A 13534-nucleotide genomic window follows, 5' to 3' on the forward strand; every position below is an offset into this window, starting at 1 on the left:
CGTTTCCTTCCGCTTCCATACATATAACTCATATGCCCGCCTACTGTAGCGACACCTTATCTCCATCAATCTTAAAACAGCCAAAGCTCTTCAGAAAGCTGGAGAATTTGCTGTATCCATATTTTTTGATACTGAAATTCCGGTTTTCGTTTTTTAACGTACTGTTTAAGAGTCCCATATTGCTGTTCTTCTGTGGATTCTTCTTCAGAATCTGAATAATCTGATCCTCAATTTCTCTCTTCGGTACAACATCATCGATTATCTTCACATAATTCTGACGATTCTGGGAAATGACCTCGAAATTTCCAAATGCCTCATTTATAAATGTTGTAAGCTTCGAATACCCATAATTCCGCACATCAAAATCAGAGAATCGCGCCTGAAGCTTGCTTCCGATTTCTCCGACATGCGTCAGTTTGTTATTATCCGCATTGCCATCAATGATATCATAGATTACCTTCTGAATAGACTTAATGCTTGTAATATTTGAACTGTTTTCTATCTTCTCGGTTGATACTTTCGCAACATTTTTCTCATCCGTGGTCTGTGAGATATCCTCACGAATGAGTGCATCCAGCATTTTGAAGCTCGTACACGCCTTGACAAATGCTTCCGGTGTCTTGTTCTCACCCATGCCGACCACTTCCTTGCCTGCCTCACGCAGGCGCTCTGCCAGCCGGGTGAAATCACTGTCACTCGATACGAGACAGAATCCATCCAGATTGCCTGTATAGAGCAGATCCATCGCATCAATGATCATCGCGGAGTCCGTTGCATTCTTACCCTGTGTATAAGCAAACTGCTGGATTGGGACAATAGAATTCCGGAGCAGCGTCGTCCGGTTCCAGCCATTCACACTTTTTGCCCAATCTCCATAGATTCTTCGCACCGTTACCATACCACGGTCTGTCAGTTCATCGAAGATTGAATCAATATATTTTGCAGATACATTATCCGAATCAATCAATAATGCATATCGTTTTTCTTCACTACTCATAAACTACTCTCCATCTTCATATCCTCGTTCCAGACGTGTCTCAAAGTCCGCTTCCGGCATTGGCTTATCAAATACATATCCCTGCACAATATCACAGCCAACCTGTCTTAAATATTGTAACTGTTCCTTCGTCTCTACACCTTCTGCAATCGTCTTCTTACCAAGCTTGCGCACCAAATCAACGATACTTACAAACATTACCATATCTGTCTCTTTGCCCGGATATTCTGTCTCCATTGGAATAAATGACTTATCAATCTTAATTACATTCAAATCTACCTTCTTGATCATATTCAAAGATGAATAACCGGTTCCAAAATCATCAATCGAAGTTGCGATGCCTTCGCTACGAAGTCCATTGACAATCTCCGACATAATCTCGTAGTTCTGGAAATCCTCACTCTCTGTCAGCTCAATCTCGATATAACTGTGATCGATACCGTACTTGTCAATCACATTGACGATTTTTCTCACCAGACAATCCTCCTCCAGATGTTTTCTGGAGAAATTCACAGAGATACACGGAACTTTTTTTCCTTCATCCAGCTGCTTGCGGATAAACCGACAGGTCTCTTCCAACACATAATAATCAAGCCTGCACACACTTCCCTCCCGCTCAAGCTGTGGAATAAACTGCATCGGCGGAATCAGTCTGCCCTCGTGCATCCAACGTACCAATGCCTCTGCACCACAGATTTTGTTCGAATTAACATCAACCTTCGGCTGATAATAGACCACAAATTCATGTGCTTCGAGCGCAGGAAGAACGCTTGCAATGATTCCCTGTGCCTCCATTATTTTATTCTGGATCTCTGTCGAATAAAATGCAACCGTTCCGCTGCCCTTCTGTCTGGCAGCCTGATATGCAATACTTGCGCGTGCCATTACATCTCTCGGCGCCCGGATATCTTCCAGCTTACTGACACCGATTGTCGCACCAAATACAAACTCTTTTTCCTTGATTTCGGTCCGATGATATAGACGGAGATTCTGAATTTTTGATAAAAAAATCCCGCTTCGCTCATTTTTTACTAATGCGACAAAATTGTCACCTCCGAGACGCGCGATAATCTCATCGTCCAGCAACATCTTATCTACCATTCCGGCGTAATTGCGTAATATAACATCTCCCTCTTCATAAGGGAAAATCTTATTCACATATTTGAAATTATGCACATTGAAGAAAAATACCGTATAGGTATGAATCTGTCCGTTCGCTAACTGTTTGCCAATAAACTGCATAAATGCCTCCGGATTCGCAACACCGGTTGCCATATCCGTCAGCAATACGCCGCGCAGTAATCCCTGCATCATAACATGACTAAACTGAATATATATCTCCCTCAGCAAAATCTGCTGTGTATCCTGATCTTCCTTTGAGTAGTCCACATCCTCACACGGATAAACAGAAAACGTCATCGTTCCGCCATCTGGCAGTACAAATACCTGATGCTTTGCCTTTCCATATGCCCCATTCTGATTGTCAAATAATTTTCCAGCCCGATGCTCCCCGTGCGGACGAATCTTGGATACCGGAGCGTCCAGCTCATATTTCACTTTGCCAAGCTTCAGATTCTCTGCAACAATTGCAAGTGCCTGCACCACATTTTTCTCACACTGTTCAAATGTCTGAGCCTCCCGGTGCAATACCTCTGTAAATGCTTTGTACTTCTCATCGAACTCCAACTTTTCACACATATTAATCTCCCTGTTTTCCTCTATCCCATTATGCAAACAACATCTCTACCTGTGCAGCATCAAATACCACATGCCCTGCATGCTCTACCTCAATCTGATACAAGGCATTTGCCGCCAGATGTTCCGCCGCCTGCTCGATATCCCGAATTCCTGTGGTATTCTCAAACTGATGAATCACTGCATCTAAGCCCGCATCTGTCACCACACACTCCTCTTCCTGAAGCCCGATACGTTTCAGTACCTTCGGCATTGCAAACTTCGTGAATATAATCTTCTTTTCTTCAAATGTATAATCCGGAATATCAATCACTGCGAATCTCGACATGATCGGTGCACTGATATCTTCCTTATTATTTGCTGTTGCAATCGGATAGACACCGGTCGTCGGCACCATACATTCCATATAATTATCTGTAAATCCAAGGTTATCCAGAAGCGTCAGAAGCACATCCGCCGGGTTGCCATTTCCCTTGCCGGATGCCGCCTTATCCAGCTCGTTGATGATAAATACCAGATTCGATTCACCTGCATTCGAGAATGCTTCCATGATAATTCCCGGTTTCGCATTCGCGTAAATTCGGGAGCTTCCGGTAAGCTGCTCCGGATCCTTGATGGAACTCATATCGAGAGTTGTCCACGGAAGCTTCAGGATGCGTGCTACCGCATACGCGATCTGCGACTTTCCGGTACCGGCAGGTCCTACCAGAAGAAGTCCATACGCCGGTAATGTATGTGTCCGGTTGATCTGGATGATTGTTTCCATGATTCTCTGTTTTACACGCTCTAATCCGTACAGCTCTTCATCTAAGATTTTCCTCGCCCACACCGGATCTATCGCCTCGAAATAATTGCTCTTCCATTGCACATTCAGCATAATAGAAAGAGCACGCTGTGCATGACGTCGTTCTTCCTGTGACACCTCACTCGAACGCGCGACCGCGAGATTTCTTCGTGCCCAGAGACGAATATTGTCCGGCATCGTCTTACCTGCGCACATCATGAAATCGGAAATACTCTGCAGGCTTGTCAGCTTCATCTCATCACCGACTTCGTCCGCGTCCTCGTCCTCCTCAACTTCCTCTGCTGCACTACTTGCAAGCAGCCGCTCGATCATAAACTGCAGGAAACCATCCTCTGCGGACAGCTTTGTCGCACCGCCATATGCAGTCTCCCGGATCTTATAGACGGCATAGCCATCCTCCATATTCTGTCCGGACAGACGGATTGGAATCCGGTTATCTCCGAGCCATTTGATCAGACTGATAAACCGCGCATCTACACGCAGAATATCCGCAGACCATGTTCCATCTGTATCATTGAATTCAAACGCCGTATGTTTGCTCTGATTCGCAAACATGCCGGACGCATGATGCGCCCATTTACGGCTTGTATTATCTAACACCAGGATTGGTTCCTCCGGTGTTTTCTCTTTGGCATCAGACAAAAATGTCATGTACGTACAGACAGGCTTTGCCTGCTTGTCTGATGTACTCGATGAATTCGAAAAATCGAAAACTGGCATACTATAATTCCCCTCTTTTTCTATAATATCGCATAATAATCCTATGTTCTATGAAACCACATTTTTGTCAATTTTACAACAGCTATTTTTATTGCAATTATTATACGATTGTATATGAGGTTTATTTGATATTTAATCCCATATTTTCTCATATTCCATGATTTCTTCAATCCGGTACCCGTTTCCTACATCCAGAATTACCTGATAGCGTCTTCCTGCCTCACGCATTTTCAAGATGTCCGAATATGCAGTCATAGCGCCTTCCTGCAAGATACTTTGCAGCATGCGGCACTCCTGTTCTATAGAGTGGTTCCTCAATGGCATTTGTGTCTTTTCCTTTATACCCTTCTTCTGTAATAGAGGTTATGTCTATCTGTGTAACCGATACCTTCGGCATATGCATGCTCATATAATCGTGCAGTGCCCGGAAGGTTCACATCCCGCCTGCCGGCTCGTTGAATATCATATGCTGTATGACATACACTGCACAATCATATGCTGTATGACATACACAGCGCAAAAAATGGATCCATGGGATAACTCCTGGATCCATTCTTTTTTGTTTTACACAAATGGCAATTCGTCTACGTCTACTGTTTTTTTCGTTGTTTCAGGCTTCCCGACACGCGACTGTCCGTTCTTGTCCAGCACCACAACTGCATTTTTTGCAGAAGCTTCTTCGACCAGAAGTGTCGGCAAAATCGACATTGCCTGATCGACCAGCGTGTTCTCCAACATACGGCATCCGTACTTTCCGTTTGCCTGCTCCCAGAGCTGCTCCCGCAGATCGTCTGTAACCTCGACCCGGTAGCCAATGGAATCCGACAGCTCTTCCAATCGTCTGTCGATAATTTCGTTTACCATCTTTTTGGATAACCGATAGTAATTCGCAATGATCTGGAACCGTCCAAGCAACTCATAGGATGCCCCCATCTTGATCATTTCTGCTCTGGAGATCGGATGGTAATGATCTTCCTGCTCACTCTGTGCAGTCGCTCCAAACCCAAGACCACCACGCTTTGTCTCACGTTTTTGTCTGCATGCGTCGAAAGATCCGAGTCCGATAAACAGCGTATTGCCCGTGTCAATCATCTGATTCTGCAGCGTGACTGTTCGTCCTTCCAGCAAAGTAAGGATCTGTGCCTGCACCGCCGCATTCACGTTATTGCCACCACTTGTAAAGGATGGAGACAGCTTCTTATCGAACTCGTCCATAAAGACAATTCCGATACCCGTTGGATCCGCTGTTTCAAACAATCCACGGACGATCTCGACTGTATCCGGTCCCTTGAAACCTTCCTCCGTGATGGATGTCACATCAACCTGAAGAACCGGGAAGTCCGGAAGATACACACGAAAGAAATCTCTGAGTGCCCGGAAGGTCTCCGTCTTACCGCAGCCCGAAGGTGCTGCAAGCAGGATGTTATTATGCACCTGCTTATTTTCTGCGATACACTGCAGATAGCGGTATACGCCTGCCAGAATCTTAGGCAGCTCCGGCTGCCCCTTCACTCTTGCCTGCATAAAGTACAACATCTGGGCAAAGGAATTGTTCTGCAAAAAAATCTTAATCCGCTCCTGCATGGTAGGCTCATGGGTATCCCCATAATCCGCTTCCTCCCATAAATCAACATCTTCCGGCTGGTAAGTCTCTGCATCACAATGCTTCATAAAGGCTTCTGTAGCAGCGTCCAACATTTCATCCTGGCTGTTCTGATTAGTGTTCGATGTTTTTTTCTTTTGGGTTTCTTCTGCCTTCCCTTTTGCTGACTCCGCAGCCAGGCGTCTGTTTCTTGCATTGAATTCACGGAACGTGCAGCATTTTACGTTTTTTCCATCTCTCTGCGCCCCAATCTGTTCCGGCTGGAAATAACGGATGGAGTAGCCGAAATAGGCAATCGAACCTGTATCATCGTTTTCACTGTAATACAGATAGATTGACTTCTGCGGAACCTGAAACACCCGCATCACACGTCTGCACAGGTCACGGACAAGTTCCTTTTCATCCTTCCAGAACCCGTCAGCGCTTCCCTCATAATACGTAATTCCTGTCGTAACATTCATCTGCTCTACAGCAGGAAGTATCATGATCTGAAGTGCTCCCGGCTTTATTCTGTCACCAAACCGTTTGCGGGCAAAATCTCTACATTCCCTGATTTCATCCATCGGCGGATTGCCCGGCATAATCGCATATATATCTATGTAGCCCTGTCTGGTTTTGGAATCTTCAAAGATAACGACTGCACCATCGACTGCACCATCATTAAATCCGTACTTGACATTTTCAAACGGCCGTTCATGCGGGCTTGTGAAAACATTTAAGCTTACATCTGACATCTGCATCACGCTCCATTTCTTTACTCTTTCATCGTCTTTTCTACGATGTCCAGTATATCTGGTCGAACTGCATTTGTCATTGAACACATCGTTCAATCCTTTTGACTCTATTTCAATTATGTAGTATTACTTTTACATATATTGTTGTTCCAACCGGGTCACTTCTTCCCGCACGAATGCTACAACCGATTCCGGTGCCACGATCTTGGCTCCATCGCCAAGTCCCAGTACCCAGAATACAAACTGGCGGCTCACTGCAACGTCGACATTGACCGTAAACTGGTTTTCTCCTTTCGGGATCAGGTTCACGTCTGTTCCAAACCGGTCAAGAATCACTCCGGCTAATGCATTATCACAGAGCAGCTTTACACGCTCTTCAGTTCCGCTGAACATCCCAAACAGCTTTTTGTCGTAGATGGCGGTATCAAACTTATTGAACACAGACTTTCCCTGTCTTTTTTCTCCCGTCATCTGAATATCCAGCATCTTATCCACCCGGAAATGCTTGATCTTCGCTTCTTCCGCATCATATGCCACCAGATAATAATTTCCATCACTGCAGCTCAGTGCCCACGGACTTACCGTATAATATGTACCATCCCGGCGAAGCTCCGGTTCTTTTTTTACATTCCACTGAAAATAATGAAACCGGATCTGGGAATTCTCCGATATCGCAATATGCAGCCGATCCACATTCCGGTAGATACTGTCATTCATCGTCTTCACACGACCTGCGACAAACACCTGTCGTTGTAACTGCGATGCCTCAAACTGCCCCGCCAGCTTCTCGATCTTTTTGATCAGATCATTCGTCTTCTTCTTTGTGATAAACCGCGCACTCTGCACACTGTCCACCAAAAGTTTTAATTCCGGCAGTTCAAACGGGCGGTTTGCCACATAATAGCTGTAGGTACGATTCTTCTGCACCCGTCTGATATCCATCCCGAATTCCCGCAGGCATTCGATATCATTGTAGATACTTTTGCGTTCCGCTTTAATCTCGTATTTTTCCAATTCCCGGATAATATCTGCCGTTGTCACACGATGATCCTTATCCGTATGTTCCAACAGATATTTCCGTATATATAATAGCTTTAATTTCTGATTCTCTGATTTTGCCATTGATCTTCCAATTCCTCCAGCGCATCCCAATAACTTTCCATCCATTCTGCCTGTTTCTCAATATTCACCGGCAAAACTTCTGTTTCTGAAATCGCCATCGCTGTTCCGGGCTGATACAACATCCCGTCCATACCCAATACTGTCATCTCTCCGACATCCAGTTTCCGGGCATACATCACGGCATCCTCCATCATCACGACCATCGTCTCTCCCGCATCCGACTCCAGCACTACGCGTACCATCGGGGGCTGTCCTTCCGGTCTGCCTTCACAGCCAAAATCTTCCTCATCGATCCGGATAATTTTGTATATTTGTTCTTCCCTCATTAGTCTTCCCGCTTCTTTCCCCAGAAGAACAGCGCAACTGTCCCCGGTCCTGTATGGCTTCCAATTGTCGTACCGATATGATTGATTTCTACCTTTCCATCGAGCTTCGGGAATCTCGCCTCGATCAGATCCGCGACCGCACGTGCGTCTTCATAGCACGCTGATTGGGAAATATAACATTTGCCCGAATAGTCAAGTCCATCCTCTGCGCATTCTTCCATACGATCCACGATTGCCTGAATCACTTTCTTCTTTGTCCGGATCTTGTATCGCGGAATCAGCTTTCCTTCATAGTCTACATTCAGAAGTGGACAGATGTTCAGCACATTCCCGATAAATCCTGCCGTCTTCGTCACACGCCCACCTTTGATAAAAAATGTGAGGTCGGAAGTAAAGAACCAATGATTCAGATTCAGCTTATGCGCTTCCGCGAAATCACGCACCTCGTCGATCGTCTTTCCCTGTGCGCGAAGCTCCGAAAGCTTGTCCATCAACAATCCATATCCGGATGAAGCTGCCAGAGAATCCACAACATAGATCTTCCGATCCGGAAACTCCTCCTGCAGTGTCTCCTTTGCAATATTTGCCGAATTGATCACGCCGCTGATTCCTGACGACAGACTTATATGCAGGATATCCAGTCCCTGCTCAAGAAAGGAGCGAAAATACTCCTCAAACTCCTCCGCATTGACCTGCGACGTTTTCGTGTCTGCGCCATTTGCCATGCGCGCATAAAACTCATCAAACGGAATACTGACACCCAGATTATCCTCATACTGCGTTCCATCCAATTCAAAATGAAAACATATATATTTTACATCGATTGCTTCAAAATGTTCCTTTGAAAGATCCGCTGTCGAACAGCAGCTTAATACATAATTTCCCATAAACCAAACCGCTCCTTGCCTGCATTTATTTTGTTGTCCCATAGGACATACCTGTTTTATCATAGCCAATTTCACACAAAAAATCAATCATCATTCCATCCTTCTGACCTTAATTCTGCCCGGAATTGAATCCGTCTAATCGCAGACAACTGTTCAAACTGAATCTCATAAACCTGTGCTTCTGTATCTGCTTTTAATATCCTACCCTTTCCAAAAATCTTATGCCAAACAATATCTCCCTCTTTAAATTGCATCTTTTCCCGCATCGGTTCCGTCACGGATCCGTATGGTAACCGGCTGCCATTGATACATGCCACACAGTCTGTATCAATTCCACATAACAGGGACGAAGTTCGTGCCGGATATCCTTCGACCTTATTCTTATAACTGCTGAGATAGAGCATCTTTTTTGCACGCGTCATAGCGACATACAATAATCGTCGCTCCTCTTCATATTCATCTTCATTTTTCAGCCGGTAACTTGGAAACTGATTTTCTATCAATCCTGGTATAAACACGGTGTCAAATTCCAATCCTTTTGCCGTATGAATCGTCATCACCCGCACAACATTGTGCTTTGTATCCTCATCCTGTGCCGTAAAAAGCGCAAAATGCTCCAACATATCTCCAAGTGGAACCGGCTCCATATTTTCTTTTTCCAATGTCTGAATAGTATCCAGCAATTCTGACACATTATCCAGCTTCGTCTGATCAAAATCCTGTTCTAACTCCGTACGATATCCAAGTTCCAGGCATGCCTTCGCAAGCTCGTGAGAAGAGTAATTCCCATAGTTCTCATGCAACCGTTGCATCTCCTGATAATATTGCACAACAGGTTCCTTCGTAATCTCCCCACTCGCAAGCGCTGCCCCTAACGCCTGAAACATCGTACATTGATGCGCTTTTGCATAAAGTGCCAGCTTCTCCTGTGATTTCTTTCCAAACCCACGTCTTGGCCGTGCAATCGTATATCGAAAATCCAGATCTGTCTGACTATAGATCATTCGCAGATATGCCAGCACAGTCCGAATCTCCTCCGCTTCGTAGAACTTGGCACCACTTAAGATCTTATACGGAACCTTCTTTCTGACAAATGCTTCTTCCAGCGAACGTGTCTGGGAAGATGCACGTACAAGCACCACATAATCCGAATACAATTTGCCCTGTGCCTGCCCATCTGCAATACAGTTTGCAATCCAGGCAGATTCTTCTTTTTCCGTTTTCAACTGATTAAACACAGGCTTGGCTCCCGGCTGGTTGTTCGTGAACATTTCTTTCTCCAGTCGGTTCCGGTTCTGGTGAATCAATGATTTTGACAATGCCACCACTTGTGGTGTGCTCCGGAAATTCTCTGTCAACTGATAACTTTTAACCTCCGGATAATTCTCATGAAAATGAATCATATATTCAGGATTGGATCCTCTCCAGGAATATATATTCTGATCATCGTCCCCAACTACAAACAAATTCCCATATTTTCCACTCAGTACCGTTAACAACCGGTACTGCTCCGCACTCACATCCTGAAATTCATCACAGAGCACATACATACACCGATCCTGCCACGTCTCCCGTGCTTCTGGAAAATGGTCAAAGATATAAAGTGCAAAATGAATCACATCCTCAAAATCAAGAACATAATTCTCCCGTTCTTTCTTGATATACGCATAGAACACCTTCTGATATGCTTCATCTGTCTGTGCAATCATCTGCTCCAGATGAGACAGATCCGGCTCTGTCATCCATTCAATATAGGTAGTATCCAGCTTTTTCCGATCAATCTCTTCCATCATTTTCCGCGCAGTACTCTGCTTTAACGACACATGCACTTCATCTGCCACTTCCCGAATCAGTTCAAGTTCTGCCTTCTTATCCAGAATAGAAAATGTCTTTGGAAACGACAATCGATGAATCTCCTCCTTCAGGATCTTGTTACAATAACCATGAAAAGTACCTGCAAAACAGTTACATTTATCTCCTATGATATCCTTCAATCGCTGTTTCATCTCTCCGGCTGCTTTATTTGTAAATGTCAATGCAACAATGGATGCCGGATCTACATACAATTCTGTAATCAGATATGCAATTCGATAAGTAAGTGCAAAGGTTTTTCCGGATCCAGGCACCGCCGCTACACGAATATACCCTTCCGTTGCCTGTATAATTTTCTGTTGTTCTTCTGTAATTTTATCGGGGAACTTCATATCCAATCTCCAATCTATCCATACATTCAATATCTGTCATATATAGACATATTATCGAACATGAGTTCTTTTGTCAATCAATTCTCCGTTCAAATGACACGAATGTAGCGCCATTTTCCAACGGATTATTCTTATGCTGCCTTCTTTATACGTTCACTCTTGCGCGATACTGTTTCTTTATTTTCTGCCATAGTTGCCCGGTTTGCATGTATCTTACAGGCAGTCACCTTATTTACCTTAGGTTCAGTCATATATTCGTCTTCCATATTTGCCTGCTTTACAAGACGTCTTGCTAAAAATGCGATTACTAACAACAGCACTCCAACTAAAGGCATAGAGATAACAACCATACCACCTGTCACAGCACTGCATACGTAGATTCCTTCTATAATTTTATTGCCATTTACATATTGTTTCATATTTCTGCGCTTCCTTTCTTTTATTGAAATCTCACCTTGTTGTACCCATCTTAACTTTTTATGTGTACAAAAAACATCCCACGCAAAAAAATAATGAATTTTCTATTAAATTTTTATTTATCTCTATAATTTCCATCCATATATGGTACAATATCTTTAATTTATTTTATGAAAGAATCCATAAAAAGGGGGTATTTCATGAGTAATATCATTGATTATATAAAATGGCGTGGAGACCTGACTTTTTCACAGGATCCATTTAATGAAATTGACAATCTGATTCTATCACAATTAGTCTATGTAGAACTTAATAATATTGTATCTGATAACGCAGCACACGCCATCTCCCTGCTTGACGCATCGAAGAACTTTTTCAAGCAAAACAATGAGCAGGATTTACTTGATCATGTATCCATGACAAAAAATGCTATATTTGTTCTCAAGGAAATGGCTAAGAGTAATCGTTTTAAGAATGCAAAATTATCGCGATATGTCAACGATATCAGTGAGCAGGAGCAATCACAATTTTCCGCTATCACAATTCAGTTGGATGATAACAGCATCTATATTGCGTTTTCTGGCACAGATGCAACGCTTGTCGGCTGGCACGAAGATTTCAATATGCTTTATCTAAAACAGACACCAGGACAAGAAAAAGCTCTTGCGTATCTGAACACCTTTACAGATCTGTCTATGCCGCTTCGTCTGGGAGGTCATTCCAAAGGTGGAAATTTCGCCATCTACGCTGGAATGTACTGTGAAAAATCATTGCGTGATCGAATCATTGCTATCTACAACAATGATGGTCCGGGATTCTCAAGGGATGTCGTTATGAGTACGGCATATCAGAATCTGTTACCTGTCGTCACAACAATTGTACCGGAATCCTCGGTTGTAGGACGATTATTTGAACATCAAGAGGACTACATCGTTATTAAAAGTGAAAATAAAGGTCTGAAGCAACATGATGCCATGTCCTGGGAAGTACTTGGAAATCATTTTGTTCACGCAATTACACCTGCCAATCAAAGTGTACTTGCAAATCAGGCAATCCGCGAATGGATTGCGCTAATCCCAAGGGACAAACGAAAAGAAATTGTAGAAGCTGTTTTTCAGATTCTGGATGCCGCCGGAATTGAAACAGTCGATGATTTTCTTACATTAAAATTAAAAGATATCCGCACAATCATTCAGACGAAAAAGAAATTGCCGCATGAGACAAGTGACTCCATCTCTGACGCAGCATTTCTACTGATTAAAATTATGATCAAGACTTTCACATCATCCTAATATAATTTTCCATGCCTCTGTCAGCTTCTCCAGATTCCAGCTTGCATTTGCCGGGCTGGTAGATGGCAGGCAGAGGGCATTTCTTTTTGTTTCCGGATAAATATATCGCTTATAAAGTTGTTCTGCTTTTTTCCCGTTTACAAAAATCTGCTCTACTTTCGTCGCATCCAGAATTTCCTGAATCGGATTCGGAACTACATTACGGATTGAACTATCCGAAGACCCTGCAATCTCGCACTGTCCGATTACATCCCAGACTGCAACCCTATGTTCCAGCAAAAATGTTTTCTTCTCCGCAATCGTACCTGGCACCTCCGTCTGAAATACATTCGCAAGCACTTTCCAGAAACGATTCTGCAGATGTCCATAGAAAAATCCTGCTTCTCTTGACTTCACAGAAGGAAAGCTTCCCAGTATCAGAATACGAGACGCTTCATTATACACTGGTGCAATTGTATGTATCTGGTGTTGTTGTTCCATAGCGCTCCTTCGGGGACGCTTTTGTCACAAGGAGTGTCCCTCTGTCACATATATAATATGATACAGAGACAAGTTGCGCTCTGCGCATCTTGCTCTGATTAGCGGTCGTCAAATGCACCGCATAAATGCGTGCATTTTCCTCGTCGCCATAACAAAAAAAAGACCGTATCGGTCTTTTCTTTCTGTACCTTCAGAACTCCATACAAAGATCTTATATCTATCCAATCAACAATCCATCTTTCCGTTCTCAAA

12 protein-coding genes are annotated in these 13534 nt (G+C 43.7%); 1 reads left to right on the forward strand and 11 read right to left on the reverse strand.

Annotated features, from left to right (window positions below):
- Positions 1-40: 40 nt before the first annotated feature.
- The 10 genes from ACZQK9_RS12670 to ACZQK9_RS12715 form a co-directional block, all read right to left on the reverse strand.
- On the reverse strand, positions 41-997 hold the full coding sequence (locus ACZQK9_RS12670; RefSeq protein WP_483270807.1) for an NYN domain-containing protein: 957 nt from the start codon (positions 995-997) through the stop codon (positions 41-43).
- 3 nt (positions 998-1000) lie between these two features.
- The gene (locus tag ACZQK9_RS12675; RefSeq protein ID WP_483270808.1) at positions 1001-2695 is read right to left on the reverse strand and encodes a putative bifunctional diguanylate cyclase/phosphodiesterase; all 1695 of its coding nucleotides are present in this window, start codon (positions 2693-2695) and stop codon (positions 1001-1003) included.
- Positions 2696-2723: 28 nt separating this feature from the next.
- On the reverse strand, positions 2724-4217 hold the full coding sequence (locus tag ACZQK9_RS12680) for an AAA family ATPase (RefSeq protein WP_483270809.1): 1494 nt from the start codon (positions 4215-4217) through the stop codon (positions 2724-2726).
- 132 nt (positions 4218-4349) lie between these two features.
- Complete coding sequence (locus ACZQK9_RS12685; RefSeq protein WP_483270810.1) at positions 4350-4502, reverse strand: hypothetical protein; 153 nt, start codon at positions 4500-4502, stop codon at positions 4350-4352.
- 279 nt (positions 4503-4781) lie between these two features.
- A complete protein-coding gene (locus tag ACZQK9_RS12690) occupies positions 4782-6554 on the reverse strand; it encodes an AAA family ATPase (protein ID WP_483270811.1) in 1773 nt (590 codons plus the stop codon).
- 132 nt (positions 6555-6686) lie between these two features.
- Positions 6687-7676: a helix-turn-helix transcriptional regulator gene (locus ACZQK9_RS12695; RefSeq protein ID WP_483270812.1), complete on the reverse strand. Its 990-nt coding sequence runs from the start codon at positions 7674-7676 to the stop codon at positions 6687-6689.
- Complete coding sequence (locus tag ACZQK9_RS12700; protein ID WP_178016963.1) at positions 7649-8002, reverse strand: hypothetical protein; 354 nt, start codon at positions 8000-8002, stop codon at positions 7649-7651. The genes ACZQK9_RS12695 and ACZQK9_RS12700 overlap by 28 nt, the downstream gene beginning before the upstream one ends.
- Positions 8002-8889, reverse strand: coding sequence for a DegV family protein (locus ACZQK9_RS12705; protein WP_177981504.1), 888 nt, complete (start codon positions 8887-8889; stop codon positions 8002-8004). The genes ACZQK9_RS12700 and ACZQK9_RS12705 overlap by 1 nt, the downstream gene beginning before the upstream one ends.
- An 83-nt stretch (positions 8890-8972) precedes the next feature.
- A complete protein-coding gene (locus ACZQK9_RS12710; protein WP_483270813.1) occupies positions 8973-11093 on the reverse strand; it encodes an ATP-dependent helicase in 2121 nt (706 codons plus the stop codon).
- 131 nt (positions 11094-11224) lie between these two features.
- Complete coding sequence (locus ACZQK9_RS12715; RefSeq protein ID WP_178016960.1) at positions 11225-11512, reverse strand: hypothetical protein; 288 nt, start codon at positions 11510-11512, stop codon at positions 11225-11227.
- Between the two features lie 198 nt (positions 11513-11710).
- Between ACZQK9_RS12715 and ACZQK9_RS12720 the strand changes: the two genes are divergently transcribed.
- Complete coding sequence (locus tag ACZQK9_RS12720; protein ID WP_483270814.1) at positions 11711-12802, forward strand: Mbeg1-like protein; 1092 nt, start codon at positions 11711-11713, stop codon at positions 12800-12802.
- Here the strand turns inward: ACZQK9_RS12720 and ACZQK9_RS12725 are convergent.
- Entirely contained in the window at positions 12794-13282 is a 489-nt protein-coding gene (locus tag ACZQK9_RS12725; RefSeq protein WP_178016958.1) for a DNA-deoxyinosine glycosylase, read from the reverse strand. The genes ACZQK9_RS12720 and ACZQK9_RS12725 overlap by 9 nt on opposite strands.
- Positions 13283-13534 lie beyond the last annotated feature (252 nt).

The organism is Wujia sp. (genome assembly GCF_056872695.1).